The organism is Ramlibacter sp. G4-7, assembly GCF_057784995.1.
In genome coordinates this window covers 238,499-261,329 of record NZ_JBYNTT010000003.1, presented here as the reverse complement: position 1 = coordinate 261,329, position 22,831 = coordinate 238,499, and the positions used below count along the sequence as shown (strand labels likewise).

The 22,831-nt window shown below is 69.7% G+C and carries 19 protein-coding genes; 10 read left to right on the top strand and 9 right to left on the bottom strand.

Going from position 1 to position 22,831, the window contains the following annotated elements; translation table 11 throughout:
- Positions 1 to 23 precede the first annotated feature (23 nt).
- Entirely contained in the window at positions 24 to 3,026 is a 3,003-nt protein-coding gene (locus AC3EGR_RS06135) for a DNA topoisomerase III (protein WP_488545560.1), read from the top strand.
- 39 nt (positions 3,027 to 3,065) lie between these two features.
- Here AC3EGR_RS06135 and AC3EGR_RS06130 read toward each other — a convergent pair whose 3' ends face one another.
- Positions 3,066 to 3,461 carry a DUF3703 domain-containing protein gene (locus AC3EGR_RS06130; protein ID WP_488545559.1) on the bottom strand — a complete coding sequence of 132 codons (396 nt, stop codon included), beginning with the start codon at positions 3,459 to 3,461 and terminating at the stop codon, positions 3,066 to 3,068.
- A 135-nt stretch (positions 3,462 to 3,596) separates the two neighbouring features.
- On the opposite strand from AC3EGR_RS06130, the gene AC3EGR_RS06125 reads away from it, so the two are divergent.
- A complete protein-coding gene (locus AC3EGR_RS06125; protein ID WP_488545558.1) occupies positions 3,597 to 4,166 on the top strand; it encodes a YbhB/YbcL family Raf kinase inhibitor-like protein in 570 nt (189 codons plus the stop codon).
- A gap of 49 nt (positions 4,167 to 4,215) precedes the next feature.
- The gene (locus tag AC3EGR_RS06120) at positions 4,216 to 5,256 is read left to right on the top strand and encodes an AI-2E family transporter (protein WP_488545557.1); all 1,041 of its coding nucleotides are present in this window, start codon (positions 4,216 to 4,218) and stop codon (positions 5,254 to 5,256) included.
- 57 nt (positions 5,257 to 5,313) lie between these two features.
- On the opposite strand, the gene AC3EGR_RS06115 is transcribed toward AC3EGR_RS06120, so the two are convergent.
- From AC3EGR_RS06115 to AC3EGR_RS06095, 5 genes are read right to left on the bottom strand one after another with little or no spacing between them, the layout of a single operon-like run.
- Positions 5,314 to 6,690, bottom strand: a complete 1,377-nt coding sequence (locus tag AC3EGR_RS06115; RefSeq protein WP_488545556.1) for an aldehyde dehydrogenase family protein — start codon at positions 6,688 to 6,690, stop codon at positions 5,314 to 5,316.
- The gene (locus AC3EGR_RS06110; RefSeq protein WP_488545555.1) at positions 6,687 to 7,457 is read right to left on the bottom strand and encodes a gamma-glutamyl-gamma-aminobutyrate hydrolase family protein; all 771 of its coding nucleotides are present in this window, start codon (positions 7,455 to 7,457) and stop codon (positions 6,687 to 6,689) included. Before AC3EGR_RS06110 ends, AC3EGR_RS06115 begins: the two co-directional genes overlap by 4 nt.
- Positions 7,458 to 8,591, bottom strand: a complete 1,134-nt coding sequence (locus AC3EGR_RS06105; RefSeq protein WP_488545554.1) for an iron-containing alcohol dehydrogenase — start codon at positions 8,589 to 8,591, stop codon at positions 7,458 to 7,460.
- On the bottom strand, positions 8,588 to 9,088 hold the full coding sequence (locus tag AC3EGR_RS06100) for a GNAT family N-acetyltransferase (RefSeq protein WP_488545553.1): 501 nt from the start codon (positions 9,086 to 9,088) through the stop codon (positions 8,588 to 8,590). The genes AC3EGR_RS06105 and AC3EGR_RS06100 overlap by 4 nt, the downstream gene beginning before the upstream one ends.
- A 5-nt stretch (positions 9,089 to 9,093) precedes the next feature.
- A complete protein-coding gene (locus AC3EGR_RS06095; protein WP_488545552.1) occupies positions 9,094 to 10,455 on the bottom strand; it encodes a glutamine synthetase family protein in 1,362 nt (453 codons plus the stop codon).
- Between the two features lie 97 nt (positions 10,456 to 10,552).
- Here AC3EGR_RS06095 and AC3EGR_RS06090 point away from each other — a divergent pair, with 97 nt between their 5' ends.
- Entirely contained in the window at positions 10,553 to 11,398 is an 846-nt protein-coding gene (locus AC3EGR_RS06090) for an EamA family transporter (RefSeq protein ID WP_488545551.1), read from the top strand.
- A gap of 332 nt (positions 11,399 to 11,730) precedes the next feature.
- The gene (fusA, locus tag AC3EGR_RS06085; protein WP_488545662.1) at positions 11,731 to 13,818 is read left to right on the top strand and encodes an elongation factor G; all 2,088 of its coding nucleotides are present in this window, start codon (positions 11,731 to 11,733) and stop codon (positions 13,816 to 13,818) included.
- 110 nt (positions 13,819 to 13,928) lie between these two features.
- On the opposite strand, the gene AC3EGR_RS06080 is transcribed toward fusA, so the two are convergent.
- The 3 genes from AC3EGR_RS06080 to AC3EGR_RS06070 form a co-directional block, all read right to left on the bottom strand.
- Positions 13,929 to 15,839: a DUF6600 domain-containing protein gene (locus AC3EGR_RS06080; protein WP_488545550.1), complete on the bottom strand. Its 1,911-nt coding sequence runs from the start codon at positions 15,837 to 15,839 to the stop codon at positions 13,929 to 13,931.
- Positions 15,840 to 15,973: 134 nt separating this feature from the next.
- Positions 15,974 to 16,684: a GntR family transcriptional regulator gene (locus AC3EGR_RS06075; RefSeq protein WP_488545549.1), complete on the bottom strand. Its 711-nt coding sequence runs from the start codon at positions 16,682 to 16,684 to the stop codon at positions 15,974 to 15,976.
- Between the two features lie 77 nt (positions 16,685 to 16,761).
- The gene (locus AC3EGR_RS06070) at positions 16,762 to 17,487 is read right to left on the bottom strand and encodes a maleate cis-trans isomerase family protein (RefSeq protein WP_488545548.1); all 726 of its coding nucleotides are present in this window, start codon (positions 17,485 to 17,487) and stop codon (positions 16,762 to 16,764) included.
- A gap of 319 nt (positions 17,488 to 17,806) precedes the next feature.
- Here AC3EGR_RS06070 and hydA point away from each other — a divergent pair, with 319 nt between their 5' ends.
- The 5 genes from hydA to AC3EGR_RS06045 are packed head-to-tail and all read left to right on the top strand — an operon-like array spanning position 17,807 to position 22,803.
- Positions 17,807 to 19,225 (top strand): dihydropyrimidinase, encoded by a 1,419-nt coding sequence (hydA, locus tag AC3EGR_RS06065; RefSeq protein WP_488545547.1) that lies wholly within the window; start codon positions 17,807 to 17,809, stop codon positions 19,223 to 19,225.
- Positions 19,225 to 19,971: an aspartate/glutamate racemase family protein gene (locus AC3EGR_RS06060; protein WP_488545546.1), complete on the top strand. Its 747-nt coding sequence runs from the start codon at positions 19,225 to 19,227 to the stop codon at positions 19,969 to 19,971. The genes hydA and AC3EGR_RS06060 overlap by 1 nt, the downstream gene beginning before the upstream one ends.
- Before the next feature lie 12 nt (positions 19,972 to 19,983).
- Positions 19,984 to 20,976 (top strand): TRAP transporter substrate-binding protein, encoded by a 993-nt coding sequence (locus AC3EGR_RS06055; protein ID WP_488545545.1) that lies wholly within the window; start codon positions 19,984 to 19,986, stop codon positions 20,974 to 20,976.
- Positions 20,977 to 20,995: 19 nt separating this feature from the next.
- Positions 20,996 to 21,526: a TRAP transporter small permease gene (locus AC3EGR_RS06050; RefSeq protein WP_488545544.1), complete on the top strand. Its 531-nt coding sequence runs from the start codon at positions 20,996 to 20,998 to the stop codon at positions 21,524 to 21,526.
- Complete coding sequence (locus AC3EGR_RS06045) at positions 21,523 to 22,803, top strand: TRAP transporter large permease (RefSeq protein WP_488545543.1); 1,281 nt, start codon at positions 21,523 to 21,525, stop codon at positions 22,801 to 22,803. Before AC3EGR_RS06050 ends, AC3EGR_RS06045 begins: the two co-directional genes overlap by 4 nt.
- Positions 22,804 to 22,831: the final 28 nt, after the last annotated feature.

Below are 22,831 nucleotides of genomic sequence, written 5' to 3'. Positions count from 1 at the left end.
CGCCGAGAGCGCCAGATGATCCCGTGAGCAAAACATTGGTCATTGCCGAGAAGCCATCCGTGGCCCAGGACATCGTCCGGGCCCTCACGCCCGTGGCCGGAAAATTCGACAAGCATGACGAGTACTTCGAAAACGACAAGTACGTCGTCACCAGCGCCGTGGGCCACCTGGTGGAGATCCACGCCCCCGAGCAATACGACGTCAAGCGCGGCAAGTGGAGCTTCGCCCACCTGCCCGTGATCCCGCCCTTCTTCGACCTGAAGCCGGTCGACAAGACCAAGTCGCGCCTGAACGCGGTGGTCAAGCTGGCCAAGCGCAAGGACGTCACCGACCTGGTGAACGCCTGCGACGCGGGGCGGGAGGGGGAACTGATCTTCCGCCTGATCGAGCAGTTCGCGTTCGGCACCGAGGGCGCCGCCGCCGGCAAGAAGGCGGCGGCAACGAAGCCGGTGCGCCGCCTGTGGCTGCAGTCCATGACCCCGCAGGCCATCCGCGAAGGCTTCGAGAAGCTGCGCACCGACAAGCAGATGGAAGGCCTGGCCCACGCCGCTCGCTCCCGCTCCGAGGCGGACTGGCTGGTGGGCATCAACGGCACCCGGGCCATGACGGCCTTCAATTCGCGCGACGGCGGCTTCTTCCTCACCACGGTCGGCCGGGTACAGACCCCGACGCTGGCGATCGTCGTCGAGCGCGAGGAGCAGATCCGCAAGTTCGTCAGCCGCGACTACTGGGAGGTGCATGGCAGCTTCGTGGCCGAGGCCGGCGAGTATCCGGGCAAGTGGTTCGACCCTGCCTTCCGGAAGGACCCGGAGGATGCCGAGAAGCGCGCCGACCGGGTCTGGGACGAGAAGCAGGCGCGCGCCATCGCCGATGCCGTGCGCGGCCAGGCCGCCACGGTCACCGAGGAGTCCAAGCCGACCACCCAGGCCGCGCCCGGCCTGTTCGACCTGACGTCCCTGCAGCGCGAGGCCAACGGCCGCTTCGGCTACTCCGCCAAGACGACGCTGGCCATCGCCCAGTCCCTGTACGAGCGGCACAAGGCCCTGACCTATCCGCGGACGGACTCGCGCCACCTGCCTTCGGACTACGTGAAGGTGGTGCACGACACCATGGGCATGCTCGCCAGCAGCGGCATGAACCACCTCGCGCCCTTCGCCAAGCAGGCGATCGCCGAAGGCTACGTCAAGCCGATCAAGCGCGTGTTCGACGACAGCAAGGTCTCGGACCACTTCGCCATCATCCCGACCCTGCAGGCGCCCAGCGGCCTGTCGGACGCGGAGCAGAAGGTGTACGACCTGGTGGTGCGCCGCTTCCTGGGGGTGTTCTTCCCCAGCGCCGAGTACCTGGTCACCACCCGCATCAGCAAGGCCGCGGGCCACCACTTCCGGACCGAGGGCAAGGTGCTGGTCAAGCCGGGCTGGCTCGCCATCTACGGCAAGGAAGCCGTGGACGTGGACGCCGAGTCCACCGGCAAGGAAGGCGAGAAGGGCCAGAACCTCGTGCCGGTGAAGCCCGGCGAGAAGGTCCTGGCCGAGCAGGTCGACGCCAAGGGCCTCAAGACCCGGCCGCCCGCGCGCTACAGCGAAGCCACGCTGCTGGGCGCCATGGAAGGCGCCGGCAAGTTCGTCGAGGACGACGAGCTGCGCGAAGCGATGCAGGAGAAGGGCCTGGGCACGCCGGCCACGCGGGCGGCCATCATCGAAGGCCTGATCAACGAGAAGTACATGCTGCGGGAAGGCCGCGAGCTGATCGCCACCGCCAAGGCCTTCCAGCTCATGACGCTGCTGCGCGGGCTGGGCGTGGAAGAACTGAGCAAGCCGGAACTGACTGGCGAGTGGGAATACAAGCTGTCCCAGATGGAGCACGGCAAGCTCTCGCGCGAGCAGTTCATGCACGAGATCGCCGACATGACCAAGCGCATCGTCATGAAGGCCAAGGAGTACGACCGCGACACGGTGCCCGGCGACTATGCGACGCTGAAGACGCCCTGCCCCAACTGCGGCGGCGTCGTGCAGGAAAGCTACCGCCGCTACAACTGCATCGGCAAGGCCGGGCAGCAGCCCTGCGGCTTTTCCTTCACCAAGATCCCCGCCGGCCGCGCCTTCGAACTCGAGGAAGTCGAGACCTTCCTGCGCGACAAGCGCATCGGCCCGCTGCAGGGGTTCCGCTCCAAGGCGGGCTGGCCCTTCACCGCCGAACTGGCGCTGAACTACGACGAGGAAGAGAAGAACTGGAAGCTGGAGTTCGATTTCGGCGAGAGCAAGGACCCGGCCGAGACCGGCGAGATCATCGACCTGTCGGCGCAGGAGCCGCTGGGCCCGTGCCCGAAGTGCGGCCACCAGGTGTTCGAGTGGGGCAGCAACTACGTGTGCGAGCGCTCCGTGCCCACCGAAAAGCACCCCACGCCGACCTGCGACTTCCGCAGCGGCAAGATCATCCTGCAGCAGCCGGTGGAGCGCGAGCAGATGGCCAAGCTGCTGGCCACGGGCACGACGGACCTGCTGGACAAGTTCATCTCCATGCGCACGCGCCGCCCGTTCAAGGCCTTCCTCGTGTGGGACGCGGAGGCGAACAAGGTGAACTTCAAGTTCGAGGAGCGCAAGTCGAAGTTCCCGCCGCGCAAGACGGCGGGCGCCGCGACGGCGACCACCGCCGCGTCACGCGCGAAGGCGAAGGAGCCGGCGAGCGACTACAAGGCGACCGCGAAGGCCGCCAAGGCGGTGGTGGGCAAGAAGGCGGCCCCGGCGAAGAAGGCCGCGCCCGCGAAGAAGGCGGCGGCCAAGAAGGCGCCGGCCGGCACGCTGAAGCCGAGTCCGGAGCTCGCCGCGGTGATCGGCGACGGCCTGGTCGCGCGCACCGAGGTGATCAAGAAGATCTGGGACTACATCAAGGCCCAGGGCCTGCAGGACGCCAAGGACAAGCGCGCGATCAATGCCGACGACAAGCTGCGGCCCGTGTTCGGCAAGAACCAGGTGACGATGTTCGAGCTGGCCGGGATCGTGGGCAAGCACCTGTCGGCGCAGTAGGGATCACCGCCACCCGGCGGTCTCTTGCAGGCTGGCGGTCTACGCTTTCGCCATCCCCGGCAAGCGCACCGCCAGGATCGCCCAGTCGATCAGCCGCTGCACGGCCTCGGGCGGGTCCATCACCCGGGTCACGCCGACCGTGGACCGTCCGACGTTGCCAAGCGGGATCCTGCCCAGGAGGTGCCCCAGCGGCAGCAGCGCGATGCGCAGCACCTGGCCGGCCACCTCGCCCCAGTCGCGCGTCTCGCGCGCGAGATGCAGCATGCGCCGGTGGCTGTCGAAGTGCAGCCCCGGCTGGTGCTGGCCGACGACGTGCGCCGCCATGAGCCAGACCCACCGCTCCTCCAGGCTGAAGGGAGTGGGGCGCACGGAAGCGAAGCCACGCACGAGGCGCTCGTAGACCAGCGGCCGCTCGGCCGCGCGCAGGGTGTGCATGCAGAAATCTGTAACAGTCTTGCTTGCATTTTGTCAAACTTCGATGCGGCTTCCCCGCCGCCGGGCGGACCTGCGGCCCCGGCAGGAAGGCGGCGCCTGGCTTAGCATGCGGCCCTCCACACGACAGGAGCCCCCATGACCCGCACCCTGCTCGCCGCCGCCCTCATGCTCGCGCTCGCCAGCGGCGCCGCCCACGCCGCCGGCTTCAAGCTGGAAAGCCCGGAGGTGAAGCCCAACGCAATGATGGACAAGCGCTTCGAAGCCAACGTCTTCGGTTGCTCCGGCGAGAACAAGTCGCCCGCCCTCAAGTGGAGCGGCGCGCCCAAGGACACGAAAAGCTATGCGGTCACGGTGTACGACCCCGACGCGCCCACCGGCTCCGGCTGGTGGCACTGGTCGGTGATCAACATTCCGGCGAACGTCACCGAGCTCAAGCCCGATGCGGGCAACGCGAGCAATGCCAACCTGCCGCCGGGCGCGCGCCAGGTGCGCATCGACTACGGCACGGCGGCCTGGGGCGGCACCTGCCCGCCCGAGGGCGACAAGCCGCACCGCTACGTGTTCACCGTCTACGCGCTCAAGACCGACAAGCTGGACATCCCGGCGGACGCCACCGCGGCGCTCGCCGGCTTCATGATCAACGCCAACAGCCTCGCCAAGGCCAGCTTCACGGCAAAGTACGGACGGCCCAAGGCGAAGAAATAGCCTGGCCGCCGCGCCCCCGCGCGCTGGTGCCGCGCGGCAAAATGGGCCGGTGAAGCGGCCCCTGACCCCGACCGAAACGACGGCTCCCGAGCTGGCGCATGGCCACCTGCGCCTGCGTGGCGTGCTCGCGATGGCCGTGGTGCTGCTGGGCATCCTGTGGCTGCACCTGCTCTCGGCCACCTTCGCCGGACTGGCGGGCTACGTGCTCTACCGCCGCGTGCGCAGGTTCACCGGGCCGGCGCAAGGGTCCTGGCAGAAGCGCACCTTCCGCTGGCTGGTCGTCTTCGCGGTGGTGGGTGGGATCGGTGCCGGCCTGCTCTTCGCGTTCGACCTCCTGTTCAAGGCGGGCGGCCTCGGCCGCCTGATGCAACTGGTCGCCGACACGCTAGACCAAATCCGGGCCATGGCCCCCGTGTGGATCGGTGACCGGCTGCCCGAGTCGGCTGAGGCCGTGCAACAGGCGGTGAGCGTGTGGTTGCGCGAGCACGCGGGCGAAATGCAACGCTGGGGTGCGGAGGCGCTGAAGATCCTCGTGCACATCATCATCGGCCTGGCCATCGGCCTGATGGCGGCAGCGGCCAAGCCCACGCCAGGCGCCGCGCCCCGGCGGCCGCTCATCCTGCTGGCGCAGGCACGCATGCGGCAACTGGCGGACGCCTTCGGCGACGTGTTCTCCGCCCAGCTGCGCATTTCCTTCATCAACGCGGTGCTCACGGGCATCTACCTGCTCGTGATCCTGCCGATGTTCGGCTACCGGGTGCCGCTCGCACCCACGCTGGTGGGGTTCACCTTCTTCGCCAGCCTGGTGCCGATCATCGGCAACCTGCTGTCCAACGCGGCGATCACCATCGCGGCGCTGACGGTGTCGATGTGGCTGGGTGTCGCATCGCTGGGCTTCCTCGTCGTGATCCACAAGCTCGAGTACTTCCTCAACGCGCGCATCGTCGGCGGCCGCACCAACGTGCCGACCTACGCCATGCTCGCGGGCATGCTGGTGCTGGAATCCGCCTTCGGCCTCGCGGGGCTGGTCGCCGCCCCGATCTACGTGGCCTGGCTCACGCGCGAGCTGCGCGAAGGTTCCTGGGTGTAGCGCGGCGCGGCGAAGCCGCGGGCGGCGGGCGCGCGAGTCCCGGCGGCCGCGCAGCGGTCAGGGCGAGCGCAAATGCCAGGCCTTGGGCCGCGTGAAGGTCTGGATCCCGTACGTCGAGAGTGTGAGCCCCACGCCGGAATCGCCGACCCCGCTCCAGGGCAGCCGCGGGCTCACGCGGTCGCAGCAGTTCCAGTAGACGCTGCCGGCGCGCACCTGCGAAAGGACGCGGCGCGCACGGGCCTCGTCCTTCGTGTACACGCCGGCGGTGAGGCCGTAGCGCGTGTCGTTCATCAGCCGCACGGCTTCCTCGTCGCTGCCCACCTTCTGGATGCCGATCACGGGGCCGAAGCTCTCCTCGCGCATGATGTCCATGTCGTGGTCGACGTCGACCATCACGGTGGGTTCGTACCAGTTGCCCGGCCCCGGCGCCTTGCGGCCGCCCAGCAGCAGGTCGGCGCCCTTGCGCTGCGCGTCCGCCACCTGGTGGTCCAGCACGTCCAGCTGCGGTGCGCGCGTGATGGCACCGATGTAGGTGTCCTCGCTCAGGGGATCGCCGCGCTTGAAGCCGCGCACGGTGCGCACGAAGTGTTCGACGAAGGCATCGTGGATGCGCTCGTGGACGTAGATGCGTTCGACCGAGCAGCAGCTCTGGCCGGTGTTGTACATGGCGCCGTCGGCGAGCGACTCGGCCGCCGCCTGCGGATCCGCGTCCTCGCAGACGTAGGTCGGGTCCTTGCCCCCGAGTTCCAGCTGCAGCTTCACGAAGCGCCTGCCCACCGCCTCCGCGATGCGCTGGCCGGTCGCGTGGGAGCCCGTGAAGAAGACGCCGTCGACGGGCTGCGCCAGCAGGGCCGCGCCGACCTCGCCGCCGCCCACCAGGCACGCCATCACCTCGCGCGGCACGCCCGCTTCGTGCAGCAGGCGGGTGATCTCCTGCCCCGTCAGCGTCGCGTATTCGGAGGGCTTGTACAGCACCGCATTGCCCGTGAGCAAAGCTGGCAGGATCACGTTGCAGCCCACGAACCAGGGGTAGTTCCAGGCGGAGATGTTGGCGACCACTCCCAGCGGTTCGTGCTGGATCTGCTCGCGCATGCCGCCTTCCTCGTACACGTCCTCGGCCGCGATCGCCTTGTCCGTTTCCGCCAGGAAGAAGTCGATGCGGGGCAGCAGCCCGTTCAACTCGTTGCGCGACATGCGGATCGGCTTGCCGGTCTCCTGGCTCATCACGCGCGCGAGCTGCTCCAGGTCGCGCACCACGCCGGCGCGAAAGCCTTCGATGCAGCGCTTGCGCTGCTCCAGCGGCCGCAGCGCCCACAGGGCCTGCGCCTCGCGCGCCGCGCGCGCCTTGGCGGCAACCGAACCCGGCGAGTCCGCCGGCAAGGTGGTGATGACTTCCCCCGTGGCGGGGTTGTGGATGACGAGAAGGGTGCTCATTCGTTTCTGGCCGCGCGCGCGGCCTGCAGGAAGTCGCGCAGCAGCGGGGTGTCGTCGACGACCCCCAGCTCCGGACGGTGGAATTCAGGATGCCACTGCACGCCGGCGACCCAGGGGCCGCTCGTCTGGCGGATGGCTTCCACCACGCCGTCCATTGGCGACACCGCCTCGACGACGAAACCGGGCGCCAGGTCCTTGATGCCCTGGTGATGCACGCTGTTGATCTTGTGGCGGCCGGAGGGCAGCAGCTGCGCCAGGCGCGTGCCCGGAAGGATGTCGACCTCGTGGAAATTGAGGTCGTAGATTTCCGCGTCGCGGTGCACCAGCGCGCCGGGCTTCTGCGTGCGGATGTCCTGGAACAAGGTGCCGCCGTGCGCCACGTTGATCAGCTGCACGCCGCGGCAGATGCCGAAGACCGGCTTGCCGGCGGCGCTGAACGCCCGCACCAGCTCGATCTCGTACGCGTCGCGCAGGCGATCCCCGTGCCACTCGGGCCGCAGCGGCTGTTCGCCGTAGGTCCCCGGCCAGACGTCCGCGCCGCCGTGCATCACGAGCCCGTCCAGCCAGTCCGCGTAGTCCTGCACGCGCACCTCGCCGCGGAACGTGGAGCCTTCGAAGGACGGGATCATCACCGGCAAGGCCCCTTCGGACATCACCCAGTGCGCGGTGGACTGCTCGATCCACAGCAGGGTCTTGGACGGCGCGGCCTTGCGTTCCCCATCGGGGTGGAAGAAGCAGGCGCTGATGCCGATCTTCAGGCGGTCCATTCACATCGCCTGCAGGAACAGCCGCTCGAAGTCCCCCGCCGTCACGGGCCGCGGATTGGTCTGGTGGCAGATGTCCTTGACGGCGATGTCCACCAGCCTGGGCACCTGCTCCTTCTTCACGCCGTGCGCGGACAGCGTGCCGGTGATGCCGACCTGCTGCTTCAGGTGGCCCAGCCAGCGCACCAGGCCCGGCCCGCCGCCGGCCACCCGGCAGACGTGCGCCAGTTCCTCGAACTTGTCCGGCGCCGCCTCGATGTTCCAGGCCATCACCGTCTCGATCATCAGCGCGTTGGCCAGGCCATGGTGCATGTCGCACACGGCCCCCAGCGCATGGGCGCAGGAGTGCACCGCGCCCAGGTCCTTCTGGAAGGCGATGGCACCCATCATGGAAGCCATCATCATGTCGCTGCGCGCCTGCAGGTCGTTGGGCTGGCGCACCGCCTTCACCAGCGAGCGTGCCGCGATGCGCGTGCCTTCCAGCGCGATGCCGTCGCACAGCGGGTGCCAGGCGGGCGACAGGTAGCTCTCGATGTTGTGCGTGAGCGCGTCCATGCCGGTTGCCGCGGTGACGTGCGCCGGCAGTCCCACGGTGAGCTCCGGGTCGGCGAACACCTTTTTCGCCAGCACCTTGGCGCTGAAGATCACGCGCTTGAGATGCGTGTCGTCCTCGCTGATCACGGAGGAGCGCCCCACCTCCGAGCCGGTGCCGGACGTGGTGGGCAGCGCGACGAAGTACGGCAGCTCCCGGTCGATCGCGCGCACGCGCGGATGGTCCCATGCGTACTCGAGGATGTCGCCTTCGTGCGTGGCCGCGAGCCCCACGACCTTGGCGACGTCGAGCGCGGCGCCGCCGCCGAAGCCGATCACGCAGTCGGCGCCGTGCGCCTTGTACGCCGCCGCGCCCTCCATCACCTGGCTCGCGGTCGGGTTGCCGGCGACCCCGCCATACACCGCAACGTCGAGCGCCTGCAGGTGCGAGCGGAACTCGGCGAGCACAGGAAGCGCGGCCAGCGCCTTGTCGGTCACGAGCAGCGGCCGCCTGAGCCCCCGTTCCTGCAGGTGCTTCTGCACCTCCTTGCGGGCTCCGGGCCCGAAGGCGATGGCGGTGGGGAAAGAGAAGTTCGCGAGGCTCATGGTGCGGTGCCCAGGTCCAGGTGCATGTGGTTCTTGGCGTACGAGCGGCCCCCGACGCGGATGGCGTCGGGCTCGATGCCGAAGCTGCGGAAGCCGACCGCGCGGTACAGGCTCGCGGCCTGCAGGTTGCCTTCGGTGACCGTGAGCACCAGTGAGCCCAGGCCCGTGCTGCGCGCATGGGCGAGCAGGGAGGACAGCAGCGCGCGGCCGACGCCCTGCCCCGCCACCTCGGGCGCGACGTACATGCCCACCACGGTGGCCTTGTGCCGGTTCTTGGCCCGCGGCTCGCACTCCAGGCCGACGAAGCCGTACAGTTCCGCGCCCTGGAAAGCGCCCCAGAAGGCGTGCGCGGCCAGGCGCGCGGCGGCCGCCTCCACCGGCTGCGCGCGGTCGTCCTCCCAGCTGGAGGTGAAGGCGTCCGGGTGCTCGCGCAGCGCCCGCAGCCGCAGCGCCCGGTAGGACAGGGCGTCGGCGGGCGCGAGGCGGCGGACCTGCATGGCGTTCAGATGATCTCGAAGTAGCGCTTCAATTCCCAGTCGGTCACCGCATCCTGCCACTGCCGCCATTCCCAGTCGCGGGTGGCGGCGTAGTGCTCGACGAAGGTGTCGCCCAGCCAGTCGCGCGCCACTTCGGACTGCAGGAACACCCGCGTGGTCTCGATCAGCGTGCGCGGGGCGCGCGGCACGTTCTCGCCGCCCTGGTTGGTCCCGGTGATGGGCGGCGTCGTCAGCTTCAGGCCCTTCTCGACGCCGTGCATGCCGGCGGCGATCACCGCCGCCATCGCGAGGTAGGGGTTCACGTCCGAGCCGGGGCAGCGCGTTTCCAGCCGCGTCGCCTTGGGCGAGCCCGCCAGCACGCGGAAGCTCGCCGTGCGGTTGTCGACGCCCCAGGTCGGCTTCACCGGCGCCCAGAAGCCGTCGACCAGGCGCTTGTAGCTGTTGACGGTGGGCCAGATCATCGGCCCGAAGTCCATCATGCACGCCACCTGGCCGGCCAGGTAGCTCTCGAACAGGGAACTCATCCTGCGCTGCGTGCCGCCGTCGTAGAACAGGTTCGTCTTGCCGTCGGACAGGCTCTGGTGGATGTGCCCGCTGCAGCCCGGGTACTTCTGGCTCCACTTGGCCATGAAGCTGGGCATGATGCCGAAGCGCTTGCCGATCTCGCGCGCGCCGGTCTTGAACAGGATGGCGCGGTCGGCCTGCTGCAGGGCGGGCGAAAAGCCGATGGCCGCTTCGTACACGCCGGGGCCGGTCTCCGTGTGCAGGCCTTCGATCGGCACGTCGAAGGCGAGCATCTCGTCCATCAGCGCGTTGAAGAACTCCGGGTTGTCCGCCATGCGCAGCAGCGAGTAGCCGAACATGCCCGGCGTGATCGGCTCGGGCGGCAGGCCGCGCTTCTCGGCCCAGGTGTGCGGCGTCTCGCGGAAGTTGAACCACTCGAACTCCATGCCGGTCATGACCTGGTAGCCGAGCTTCTCGGCGCGCGCCAGCACCCGCTTGAGCGTCTGCCGCGGGCACAGCGGATGCGGCGAGCCATCGGCGTTGACGAACTCGCCCAGGAAGAAGGGGACCTTGTTGTCCCAGGGCACGTTGCGGGCGGTGCCCAGGTCCAGCGCCGCGAGCGCGTCCGGAAACCCGTGCTGCCAGCCGGTGACGCTGGTGTTGTCGTAGGTGACGTCCAGCATGTCCCAGCCGAGCACCACGTCGCAGAAGCCGAAGCCGCCGCTGGCCGCGCCCTCGAACTTGTCGATGTGCAGGTACTTGCCGCGCAGCACGCCGTCGATGTCGCTGACGGCCACCTTCACCTTGGTGGCGCCGCTCTTGCGCAGGCGCTCGAGCACGGGGTGCGGGGTGGATGAGGCCAAGTCAGGTTCTCCCGGGCGCCGATGTCGATGAGCGCTGGGGAAAATCCTAGCGCGGATGCGCCGCCAGCGAGGCCGTTTGGGCCATGATGGTGCCCGCATGATCCTCACCTGGCCGATCGCGGTGGCCGTCCTGTTCGGCGCGCTGCTGCACGCAAGCTGGAACGCGCTGGTCAAGTCCGGGGCCGACAAGGCCATGGACACGGCGGTGATGAACCTCATCGGTGGCGCGATGGCGCTGCCGCTCGTGGCGGCCGCGGGGGTCCCGGTGCCTGCGGCCTGGCCCTGGCTGCTGGGGTCGGCGGCGATCCACGTCGTGTATTACGCACTGCTCACGGCCGCCTACCGGCACGGGGAGCTGGCGCTCACCTATCCGCTGATGCGCGGCGCGGCGCCATTGCTGGTGGCGCTCGTGTCGGTCGCGGCGTTCGCGGAGCCGCTGTCGCCGGCGGGCTGGGCGGGGGTCACCGGCGTCTGCGGCGGCGTGCTGGTCCTGGGGCTGTCGCGGCACGGGCTGGAGTCGGGGCGCGCGGTGGTCTTCGCGCTCGCCAATGCCTTCGTGATCGCCGCGTACACCGTCGTGGATGGCCAGGGCGTGCGCGCCAGCGGCAATGCGCTCGCGTACGTCGCGATGGTGTTCGTGCTCAATGCCCTGCCGTTCGGCGCCGTCGTACTGGCCCGGCGCGGCTGGCGGCCGCTCGCCTTGCACGCACGCAGCCGCGGACCCGTCGCGGCCCTGGGCGCGGCGGCTTCGCTGGGCTCCTATGGCATCGCGCTCTGGGCCATGACGCGGGCACCGGTGGCGAGCGTCGCTGCCTTGCGCGAAACCTCCGTGCTGTTCGCGGCGCTGATCGGCGCCTGGCAGCTGCACGAGCGCTTCACGCCCAGGCGGGCACTGGGCACGGCCGCGATCGTGGCGGGCGTGGCGGCGTTGCGTCTCGGTTGAGGGATCAACTCAACCGGCGCGGTCCTCCCGCGGCGGCGCGCCATCGTGCTGGGGACCCGCGTCCTCCCCGTGCCTCGCCCCATTGGACACCGGCTCGCGTGGCGCCAGGCGCGGCGGCCACTCGCGCACGGCACGGCCTCGCGTCGGATGACGCGAGGCATGGGCCGACGGCCGGCGTGCTGGGCGAATGCGCGGCATGGCCGCAGCGTAAGACACGGCGGCCGAACGCCCTTGTAGGACGGCGCCTCCCCGCGTGTGGGACGCATTCGACTCGGCGGGCGCGCGCCGGCCGCGCGTTCACTCCGTTGCAGCACGCGTGCCGCGTGCGTACGATGATCCTCCCTTGTTCGACGTTGCAGGAGGGCTTCGTGGCTACTCATCGCGACATCGCCTCACGGCGCACCCTGGCCCTCGTGGGCCCGAGCGCCGCAGGCAAGACCAGCCTGGCCGAAGCCTTGCTGTGGAAGGCCGGGGCGGTGGGCGCGCCCGGCAGCGTGGAAAGGGGGAGCACCGTCTCCGACCACGACCCGTTGGAGAAACGGGGGCAGCGTTCGCTGAACACGACGCTGCTGAACTTCACCCACGGTGACATCACCACCCATCTCGTCGACACCCCCGGCGCGCCCGACTTCCTGGGCCAGTCGCTGCCCGCACTCGAAGCGGTGGAGACCGCCGCCATCGTGATCAACGCCGCCACCGGCATCGAGCCGATGGCCATTCGCATGATGGCGTATGCGAAGGAGCGGGAGCGCGACCGCATCATCGTCGTCAACAAGATCGACGCGCAGGGCGTGGACCTGCAGGCGCTCGTGGCCCGGATCCAGGAGGCGTTCGGCAAGGAATGCCTGCCGGTGAACCTGCCTTCCCAGAAGGGCGAGCGCGTGCTCGATTGCTTCTGGAAGCTCAAGGACGACGGGCCGCCGCCGGACTTCTCCTCGGTCGAGACCGCCCACCGCGCGCTGGTGGAACAGGTGGTGGAGGTCGATGCGGACTTCGTCGAGCGTTATCTCAACGACGGCGACGTCGCACCCGAGGAACTGCATGCGCCGCTGGAGCAGGCCCTGCGCGAAGGCCACCTGGTGCCGATCTGCTTCGTGTCCGCGCGCACGGGCGCCGGCGTTCCGGAGCTGCTGGACGTCATCGAGCGCCTGCTGCCCGACCCGACCGAGAGCAACCCGCCGGCCTTCCTCGAAGGCGAAGGCGAGGACGCCCGGCCGATCGAGGCGGTGTCCGATCCGGACAAGCACGTGCTGGCCCATGTCTTCAAGATCACCCAGGACCCTTACGTGGGCAAGATGGGGGTCATCCGCGTGCACCAGGGCACGATCACGCGCGACAGCCAGCTCTACGTCGGCGATGGGCGCCGCCCTTTCAAGGTCGGCCACCTCTTCATGCTGCAAGGCAAGGAACTGAAGGAGGTGGCCAAGGCGGTGCCGGGGGACCTCTGCGCGATCGCGAAGGTGGAGGAACTGCACTACGACGCCGTGCTGCATGACGCCGCCGAGGACGCGCGCATCCATCTCAAGCCCCTTTCCTTTCCGGTGCCGGTGCACGGCCTGGCGATCACGCCCAAGCGGCGCGGCGACGAGCAGCGCCTGCACGACATCCTGCAGAAACTGGTCAGCGAGGACCCTTGCCTGAAGGTGGAGCACGTCGCCAGCACGAACGAGACCGTGGTCTACGGCCTGGGCGAGCTGCACCTGCGCACCCTGCTCGATCGCCTGACCGAGGTGCACGGCTGCCAGGTCGACACGCGCCCGCCGCGCATCGCCTACCGCGAGACAGTCACGCTCAATGCGGAAGGCCACCACCGCCACAAGAAGCAGACGGGCGGCGCCGGGCAGTTCGGCGAGGTCTTCCTGCGCATCGAGCCGTTGCCGCGCGGCAGCGGCTTCCAGTTCGTCGACGAGGTCAAGGGCGGCGCCATTCCCCACAACTTCATGCCGGCCGTGGAAAAAGGCGTGCGCCAGGCGATGGAGGAAGGCGTGGTGGCGGGCTACCCGGTGGTGGACCTCAAGTGCATCGTCTACGACGGCAAGTACCACACCGTCGACAGCAAGGAAATCGCCTTCGTCACCGCCGGCAAGAAGGCGCTGATCGCCGCGGTGCAGGCCGCGCGCGCCTGCCTGCTGGAGCCGATCGTGAACGTGGAGATCGTGGCGCCCGAGGCCAACATGGGCGACATCACCGGCGACCTCGCCTCGCGGCGCGGCCAGGTCAGCGGCACGCGGGCCGACACGGCGGGCGCCCTGACCGTGCTCGCGCAGGCGCCGCTGTCGGAGCTGGCGAGCTACCAGTCGCGGCTGAATTCGCTCACCGGCGGGCAGGGGCGCTACACGATCGCCTTCAGCCACTACGAGCAGGTGCCGCCGGCGGTGCAGCAGCAGCTGGCCTCGCAGTACAAGCTGAAGGAGGAGTGAGTCCGTCACCGCCGCGGCGGCGATCCGGGACTCCCCACGAACAAAAGCGGCCGGAGGGCCGCTTTTGCATTGGACGCACTGGGTTCCCAGCTCGGCGGGAATAACCGGACTTACCGATTCCAGTGGCCGTGTCCGCGGCCGCGGCCTTCCTCGCCGGCCCACTGACGCGATTGTTGTTGCTGCGGCTGCTGCTGTTGTTGTTGCTGCTGCATCGCTTGCTGTTGCTGCCGCTGCCATCCGCGCTGCTCGCGCGGGGCCCGTTGTTCATCACGCACGATGGGCACGGCCTGCTGGCGCGGCACCGGCACCGCCATCGGGGCCGGCTGCACCTGGCGCTGCATGCGCGGCTGGTCGAACCGGCGGAAGCCCCCGCCCTGGTCGATCTCCACCCGCCCGGCGTCGCGCTGGGACCCGCCGAAGTCCACCCGACCCGCGTCGCGTTGCGGCACGGGCGGCTCGACCCGGCCGGCATTGCGCTGCGACCCCGGGGGCTCCACCCGGCCGGCGTTGCGTTGCGCATCGGCGCGCTGGTGGAACTGCTCGCGCATCTGTTGCCGTGCGTCGCGCTCGGCATCGCGCTGCAGGCGGTCCTGTTCGCGCCGGGCGCGGAACTGGTCGTGCACGGCGGGCGGCACGTCGTGCTGCGTCCAGCCGCGCGGGCTCACGGCCGGCTGCACCAGGGCCGGCGGATTCGCCGGGACGCGCGGGGCCACGCTCACGGCGCGCTCCGAGCGGGTCAGTGGCCGCAGCGGCACCGCGTTGATGCGCGCGCGGTCGATCATCTGCGGCTGCACCGGCTGCCAGTGGCGCTCCACCTGGCGGCCGCGCCGGAAGTCCTCCTCGCGCACCGCGGTGACGCCGATCGGGCGCTGGCGCCACAGGTGGTTGGTCGCGTTGCGCGGCCAGTGGTTCAGGTCGATGCGCCAGTTGGCGGAGCTCACGTAGCGCGGGCTGCTGCGGTACCAGGGGTACCAGGCCTCGCCCGGCGCGAGCGGATACCAGCCCACGGCAGGACCCGAACTGAAGGCGAACTGCGAGCCACCGCCGCCCAGGAACACCACCAGCGCCGGTGCGTACACCGGCCGCGGCCCGATGCGCCCGGGCGCCCAGGCCCAGCGATTGCCGATCATCGTCCAGCGTCCGTAGTGGAAGGGCGCGAAGCCCCAGGGCGCGTCGTCGATCCAGGTCCAGCCCCAGGGGGCGATCCAGGACCAGTGGCCGTAGCGGTAGGGCGCCCAGTTCGCCACCGTGACCGTGGGATACCAGACCGCGCCGTAAGTGGGGTCCTGGCTCCAGGTGCCGTACGGGTCGAGCTCGCCGGCGCCGACCACGCCGCGCGGCACGTAGCGCGCGGCGACCGCCTCGTCTTCCTGCCGGTTGCGGTCCTCCGCCCAGCGCGCGAACTCGTCGCGCGTGAAGGCGGGACCTTGCACCTGCGCGAGGAAGCGGCCCGCGAAGCTCGCCGCCTGGCCCGCGCCCAGGTGGATGGATTCGCCGCCCTCTCCGAACACGGTGGCCGTGCCGCTGTGCACCACCACGCGCGTTTGCTGCGTGCGCGTGTCCACGTCGATGCGGTAGTCGCCCGGCTGCAGGGCGCGGAAGGCGAGGTTGGGCGTGCCGATCTCGAAGTTCTCGCCCTGCGCGATCTCGCGCACGCGGGCGTTCACCGTGCCCTGCTGCAGCATGAAGCGGCCGACGCCCAGGTCCAGCTCGCTCACGCCCAGGTGCGTCTCGCCGTTCACGTGCAGCGTGGCCGTCCCCAATTGCAGTTCGGCCCGCGCGCCGGCATCGGTCCACAGGCGGTCGCCTTCGGTCAGCGGCCGGTTCTGCGGCAGTTCCGACCACTCCTCTTCGCCTTGCGGGGCGAAGACCACGCCGCCGGCACGCTGGCTCACGTGGGCGACCCGGGCCGGTGGATCGGCGGCATCCTGGGCGAGGGCGGGGACTGCAAGGCTTGCAAGCAGCAGCGCGGCGAGCCAGGGCAGCAGGCGGGTGAAACGGCGTGAGGAAACGGACAGCATGATGCTCCTCGGTCGGCGGTGACTCTTCAACGCGTGAGCTTGAACCCTTGCAGTAAACCCCTCGTAAATCAAGCAACACCGCACGACCGGCGGTGCTGGCAAGTGACTTTTTTAACGCGGAACGGCGCCGGGCGCTAGCCGCGAAAGATCGCTTCGAGGTCCGCTTCGCCGTTGCCCTGGTCGAGTTGCAGGCTGCCCTCGATGTGGTCCAGGTGTTCGAGCATGATCTTCTCGGCCCGGCCGGCGTCGCTGCGGGCCACCGCGTCGACGATCATCTGGTGCTCGTCGTCGCGGCAGCTCTGGCTGGTGGGCGCGTCGTAGAGGAAGATGGTCAGGCAAGTGAGCATGCACAGCTCGCGCATGCTGCGCGAAAGCGCGTAGTTGCCGGCCAGTTCGGCCAGCAGCGTGTGGAACTCGCCCGACAGGCGGATCACCGCCCGCTTGTCGTTGCGCCGGCGGGCATCGGCTTCCAGCTCCAGGTGCTGGCGCAGGCGCTGCACCTTCTCGGGCGTGTGCGTGTCCACCAGCCGGCGCAGCACCGCCGGCTCGATCAGCCGCCGCGCCTCGAAGATGTCGCGGGCCTGCTCGATGGTGGGCTTGGCCACGTAGGCGCCGCGCTGCGGGAACAGCTCCACGATCTGCTCGTGGGCCAGGCGCGCGAGCACTTCGCGGATGCGCGCGCGGCTGACGCCGAAGATCTCCGCCATCCGTTCCTCACCCAGCTTGGTGCCCGGGTGCAGCCGATGCTCCAGGATGGCGACGTAGATGCGCTCGTAGATCTCGTCGACCGAGGACTCGCGTTCCGTGCTGCGGGCAGGCGGGGTCTTGCGCGCGGTGGCGGGCATGGGGCGGCTCGTGGATGCGGCGTGGGAATGGCCGGCGATTCTAGGGGCGCCGGCGCGTCCCTTCGGGTTCAGGTCCTTCAGGTCCACTGGAACAGTTCCCCCCAGCCGGTGATCGACGCCGGCGAGCCGCCGGCCGCCCGCACCATGCCCCACACGGTGGTGCTCACCGTATCGAGCAGCGGGATGCCGTGCGTGCGCTCGATCCCGCCCGCGAGCTGCGCCGCACGCAGGTTGGTGCAGAAGGTGGTGATGGCCTGCGGGCCGCTGGCGGCGACTTCGTCCATCAGCGCGCGCAGCCGCTGCGGCTCCACCCCGGCGAAGTCGTGGTTCACGCGGATGCCCAGGTGCCGCTCCGCGACCACCTCGATGTCCAGCGCGGCATAGTTGGCGACGATGCGCTGCTGCACGTCTTGCGTGTAAGGGGTGACCAAGGCGAGGCGGCGGATGCGCTTGAGCGCCATCAGCTCGTTGAGCGCCAGCACCGCGGTGGTCGCGGGGATGCCCGTGCGCTCGCGGATGCGCTCGACCAGCTGGCGGTCCCGGTCGAAGCCCAGCCAGCCGGAGGAGGTGCCGCTCCAGCCGATCACGTCGACCTTCGCGTCCGCCAGCAGTTCGGCCGCGGCCAGGATCTTGCTGTCGTCGAACTGCCCCAGCGCCGCCGCGTCCAGCGCGATCTCGGTCACGCGAAAGCGCGAGAAGTGCGCGCTGGCGCCGGGCAGGGCCGAGACGAGCGCGCTGGTGAGCGGCTCCAGGGCCGTGTTGGAAGAGGGGGTCAGCACCCCCAGGCGCATGGGTCGGGTCACTTGGTCGGTCTCCATCCGCAGGTCGCGTCCGGGCCAGTATGCGCCAGCGCGAAATGGTCGGGAAGACGATTTTGCATCAGATTGTCGACACTGGTGTAAACACTATGTGGTGTCGCGGCGCGGGCGTTCATAGTTCCTTCCTCCTCATTTCCCTCCGGGCGGCCGGCAACCGGCGGCCCGGAAGTTGCAGACAAGGCCCTCGTCACCATGCACCCAGATCGCTACGCACCGAAACCGCACCGGCATTCATTGTCGACAATCGTGTCGGCACTTGTCCGGGGCCTTGTCCGCACCTCGCTGGTGCCGGGAGCGCGCCGGCATGGCTGAAGCCCTGGACCTGGTGATCCGCAATGCGCGCGTCGCGACGGCGGCCGACAGCTTCGCCTGCGACATCGGCATCCGCGCCGGCCGCATCGCGCTGCTCGGGGAAGGCCTGCCGGCCGGCACCCGCGAGATCGACGCTGCCGGGCGCACCGTCACGCCCGGGGGCGTGGACGCGCACTGCCATCTCGACCAGCCGATGGAGGGCCCGGCGAAGATGGCCGACGACTTCCTCACCGGCACGCGCTCGGCGGCCTGCGGCGGCACCACCACCATCATCCCTTTCGCCGCGCAGATGAAGGGGCAGTCGCTGGAAGCCGCCGTCGTCGACTACCACGGCCGCGCCGAAGGCAAGGCCTGCATCGACTATGCCTTCCACCTGATCGTGAGCGACCCCACGCCGCAGGTGCTCACCCGGGAGCTGCCGGCGCTCATCGCCCAGGGCTACACCTCGTTCAAGGTCTACATGACCTACGACGACCTGAAGCTGGACGACGGGCAGATGCTGGACGTGCTGGACGTCGCGCGCCAGCACGGCGCGCTGGCGATGATCCACGCGGAGAACGCCGACTGCATCGAGTGGCTGACCAAGCGCCTCGAAGCCGCCGGCCGCACGGCGCCGCGCTGGCACGCGCATGCGCGCCCGATGCTCGTGGAACGCGAGGCGACCCACCGCGCGATCGCGCTGTCCGAGCTGGTCGACGTGCCCATCCTCATCGTGCACGTGTCCGGCCGCGAGGCGATCGAGCAGATCCGCTGGGCGCGCGGCCACGGCCTGTCCGTGTTCGCCGAGACCTGCCCGCAATATCTGTTCCTCACGGCCGAGGACCTGGGCATCGACGACAGCTACCAGGGCGCGCGCTGCATCTGCAGCCCGCCGCCGCGCGACAAGGCCAACCAGCAGGTCATCTGGGACGGGCTGCGCGACGGCCTGTTCACGGTGTTCTCCTCCGACCACGCGCCCTTCCGCTTCGACGATCCGCAGGGCAAGAAGATCGGCGGGGAGGAAGTGCCCTTCCGCCACATCCCCAACGGGATCCCCGGACTGGAGACGCGGCTGCCGCTGCTCTATTCCGAAGGCGTGCTGGGCGGCCGCATCACGCTGCAGAAGTTCGTCGAGCTCACGGCGACCAACCCGGCCAGAGCCTACGGACTGCATCCGCGCAAGGGCACGATCGCCGTGGGCAGCGATGCCGACCTCGTGGTGTGGGACGAGCGCGAGGTGACGGTGCGCAACGGCGCGCTGCACCACGCCGTCGACTACACGCCTTACGAAGGCATGAAGCTCAAGGCCTGGCCCGGCCTCACGCTGTCGCGCGGCGAGGTCGTGTGGAACGGCTCCGCCTTCACGGGCCACGCGGGACGCGGCAAGTTCCTGCCTTGCGGCACGCCCACCCTGCTGCCCCGGAGGACCTGATGCGCCTCCTGGTCGTCAACCCCAACATCTCCGACAGCGTCACCGACCTGATCCGGGCGGAGGCGCAGCGCAGCGCCTCGCCCGGCACCGAGATCGAAGCGCGCACCGCGCCCTTCGGCATGGCCTACATCGAGACGCGCTTCGAAGCGATGGTCGGCGCCTACGCCACCGCGCAGGTGGCGGCCGAACACGTGCAAGGCTGCGACGCCGTGGTGGTCGCCGCCTTCGGCGATCCCGGCCTCGCGGCCCTGCGCGAGCTGCTGCCCGTGCCGGTCACCGGCATGACGGAAGCGGCGCTCGCCACGGCGCACCTCCTGGGCCACCGCATCTCCATCATCGCGATCTCGCAGCGCATCCAGGCCTGGTACCGTGAAGTGGTCGAGGCCTACGGCTTCGGCGGGCGCCTGGCGAGCATCCGCGCGCTGGACCGCCCCATCAGCGCGATCGGCGGCGTGCAGCAGGAACACGCGCAGGCCCTGAAGGCCCTGGCCGAGCGCGCGGTGGCCGAGGACGGCGCCGACGTGATCATCCTCGCCGGCGCGCCGCTCGCGGGCCTTGCGCGCACGCTGCAGGGACAGCTTCCCGTGCCCGTGGTCGACGGCGTCTCCAGCGCCGTGCGCCATGCACAGACCCTGGTCGCGCTCCAGCCCGGCCGCGCGCAACGCGGCAGCTTCGCGCCACCGCCTTCCAAACCCCATCGCGGCCTGCCCGACGCCATCGCGCGGCTGCTCGACTCCCCCCGCTGAAGGATCCGAACGATGAAACACGCCCTTGCCCGCCTCGCCATTGCCTTCCTCCTCACGCTCAGCGCCAGCCTGCCCGCGGCCGCGCAGCAGAAGCTGCAGATCGCCGGCAACTTCGCCACCGAACATCCGTCCAGCGTCGCTGTCGAACAGGTCTTCCGCAAGGAGCTCGCGCGCCTGACGAACAACCAGCTGCAGGTCGACGTCTTCCCCGCCATGCAGCTCGGGGGCGCCAAGGAGAACGTGGACGCGGTGCGCTCGGGCACCCTGGCGATCACGTGGGTCGGCGCCGCCTTCCTCTCGCGCATCGTGCCGGAGCTGGAGGCCGTGAGCCTGCCCTTCGTGTTCCCCAACCGCGAGGCCGCCTTCCGCGTGATCGACGGACCCGTGGGCCAGGCGATCGACAAGAGGCTGCAGGACAAGGGCTTCGTCTCGCTGGGCTGGATGGAGCTGGGCATGCGCCACGTCACCAACAGCAAGGGCCCGATCCGCGGCGTCGCGGACCTCAAGGGCCTGAAGGTGCGGCTGCAGCCGAACGAGACCCACCTGAACACCTTCCGTGCGCTGGGCGCCAATCCGGTGGCGATGGACGTGAAGGAGCTCTATTCGGCGCTCGAGCAGCGCGTCGTGGATGGCCAGGAGAACCCCTATACGGTGATCTCCGCCAGCCGGTTCGGCGAAGTGCAGAAGCACTTGTCCAACACCGGCCACTTCTTCGATTTCATCGCCGTGGTCGCCAGCAAGAAGGCCTTCGAGCAGCTCAAGCCCGAATACCAGAAGGCCGTGCGCGAGGCGATGACCTCCACCATCGCCTTCCAACGCAAGCTGGCGGCGGACCAGGAGGCGCAGAAGTTCGCGGAGCTGAAGGCCAAGATGGCCTACACGGAGATCGCCCCGGCCGCGCGCGAGGAGATGCGCAAGGCCTCGCTGCCGGTGATCGAGGACGTGAAGAAGCGCGCCGGCGCCGACCTGGTCAACCAGGTGCTGGCCGAAGCCGCCAGGCACTGATCCGGTGGAGAAGCTCCCCATGGACCAGGCCCTGTCCTTCCCCGATGTGGCAGCGGCGCCGGCGTGGCCGCTGCGGCTGCTGCGCGCGGGTGACCGCGCGCTCACCGGCGTGCTGCTCGCCGCCGTCGCCGTGATGGTGGCGGTCGTGTCCGCGCAGGTCGCGCTGCGCTACGGCTTCAACCGGTCCATCGACTGGGCCGACGAAGTCGGGCGCCTGGCCTTCGTCTGGTCCATCTTCCTGGCCATCCCGCTGGGCGTGCGCGACGGCGCCCACATCGGGATCGACCTGCTGGTGGACAAACTGCCGGTCCTGGGGCAGTCCGTGCTGCGGCGCGCGGGTGCCGCGCTCGCGGCCGCGATGATGCTGGCCATCACCTGGGCCGCGATCCGTACCTGCCGCGAGCAGTGGGACGAGCTGATGTCCACCGTGGACGTCAGCGTCGGCTGGTTCATCGTGCCGGTGGCGATCGGGGCGCTGTTCAGCGCCTTGCACCTGCTGCGCATCGTCATCGCCGGCCCGCCGGTGAAGAAGCTGGAGAGCGCCGAATGAGCGGAGCCGTCATTGCCGGATTCATGGGGCTGTCGCTCCTCGGTCTTCCCATCGCGTTCGCCATGGGCGTCGCCGCGCTCGTCGCGCTGCTGGCGAGCGGCGTCGACCTCACGATGGTGCCCCAGCGCATGATGCATGCGGTCAACAGCTTCCCGCTGATGTCCATCCCCTTCTTCATGCTCGCGGGCGAGCTGATGATCAAGGCGGGCATCGTCGAGCGGCTGATCGGGCTGGCCAACACGATGGTCGGCCGCGTGCGCGGCGGCCTCGCGCACGTGACCATGCTGGCCGGTGCCGGCCTCGCCACCGTGTCAGGTGCCGCGGTGTCGGACGCCAGCGCGCTGTCCTCGACGCTGGTGCCCTCGCTCGCCAAGGTCTACGACAAGGGCTTCGCCACCGCCATCGTGGCCGCGGCCGCCAACCTCGGGCCGATCATCCCGCCGAGCGGCGCGATGATCGTCTACGCCTTCATGGCCGGATCGTCGGTCTCGGTCGGCGGCATGTTCATGGCCGGCGTGGTGCCCGGGATCATCATCACCGTGGGCTTCATTGCCCTGTGCTCGTGGATCGCCACCAGGCGCGGCTGGGCCGTCACCGGCGACCCGTTCCGCCTGCGCGCCGTGCTCGCCGAGCTGCGCCGCTCCGCCATCGTGCTGGCGATGCCGGTGGTGGTGATCGGCGGCATCGTCGGCGGCGCGTTCACCGCGACCGAGGGCTCGGCCATCGCCGTCGTGTACTCCGCGGCGCTGGGCTTCTTCGTCACCCGAACGCTCAAGATGCAGGATCTGCCGGGCATCGTCGTGCGTGCGGCGGTCACCACGGCCATGGTCGGCGCCCTGATCGCGTTCGCCTCGGTCATCACGTACCTGATGACCGTGGACCTGCTGCCGCAGAAGCTCACGCTCCTGCTCAAGGCCATCACGGACAACCCGCTCGCGTACATGGGGCTGGTGGCGGTGCTGCTGTTCATCGTGGGCATGTTCCTCGAGTCCAACGCCGCCTACATCATGCTGGTGCCGCTGCTGCACCCCATCGCCATCCAGTACGGCATCGACCCGCTGCATTTCGGCTTCCTGTTCGTGCTGAACCTGGTGATCGGCATGCTGACCCCGCCCGTGGGCGTCGTGCTGTTCGTCGTCTGCGGCATCACCGGGGTGCGCATGCGCGAGCTGGTCGCCAACGTCTGGCCCTTCATCGCGCTGATGTACGGCGTGCTGCTGGCCTGCATGCTGTTTCCGCCCCTGGTGACCGCGCTGCCGCGCGCGCTGGGTTATTGAGTCCCTCCCTCCATCCCATCCACAACAG

Coding starts and splice junctions, on each gene's coding strand:
- AC3EGR_RS06130 (WP_488545559.1), bottom strand. CDS start 3,461: ATGCACACCCTGCGCGCGGCCGAGCGGCCGCTGGTCTACGAGCGCCTC.
- AC3EGR_RS06125 (WP_488545558.1), top strand. CDS start 3,597: ATGACCCGCACCCTGCTCGCCGCCGCCCTCATGCTCGCGCTCGCCAGC.
- AC3EGR_RS06115 (WP_488545556.1), bottom strand. CDS start 6,690: ATGAGCACCCTTCTCGTCATCCACAACCCCGCCACGGGGGAAGTCATC.
- AC3EGR_RS06110 (WP_488545555.1), bottom strand. CDS start 7,457: ATGGACCGCCTGAAGATCGGCATCAGCGCCTGCTTCTTCCACCCCGAT.
- AC3EGR_RS06105 (WP_488545554.1), bottom strand. CDS start 8,591: ATGAGCCTCGCGAACTTCTCTTTCCCCACCGCCATCGCCTTCGGGCCC.
- AC3EGR_RS06100 (WP_488545553.1), bottom strand. CDS start 9,088: ATGCAGGTCCGCCGCCTCGCGCCCGCCGACGCCCTGTCCTACCGGGCG.
- AC3EGR_RS06090 (WP_488545551.1), top strand. CDS start 10,553: ATGATCCTCACCTGGCCGATCGCGGTGGCCGTCCTGTTCGGCGCGCTG.
- fusA (WP_488545662.1), top strand. CDS start 11,731: ATGATCCTCCCTTGTTCGACGTTGCAGGAGGGCTTCGTGGCTACTCAT.
- AC3EGR_RS06080 (WP_488545550.1), bottom strand. CDS start 15,839: ATGCTGTCCGTTTCCTCACGCCGTTTCACCCGCCTGCTGCCCTGGCTC.
- AC3EGR_RS06075 (WP_488545549.1), bottom strand. CDS start 16,684: ATGCCCGCCACCGCGCGCAAGACCCCGCCTGCCCGCAGCACGGAACGC.
- hydA (WP_488545547.1), top strand. CDS start 17,807: ATGGCTGAAGCCCTGGACCTGGTGATCCGCAATGCGCGCGTCGCGACG.
- AC3EGR_RS06060 (WP_488545546.1), top strand. CDS start 19,225: ATGCGCCTCCTGGTCGTCAACCCCAACATCTCCGACAGCGTCACCGAC.
- AC3EGR_RS06055 (WP_488545545.1), top strand. CDS start 19,984: ATGAAACACGCCCTTGCCCGCCTCGCCATTGCCTTCCTCCTCACGCTC.
- AC3EGR_RS06050 (WP_488545544.1), top strand. CDS start 20,996: ATGGACCAGGCCCTGTCCTTCCCCGATGTGGCAGCGGCGCCGGCGTGG.
- AC3EGR_RS06045 (WP_488545543.1), top strand. CDS start 21,523: ATGAGCGGAGCCGTCATTGCCGGATTCATGGGGCTGTCGCTCCTCGGT.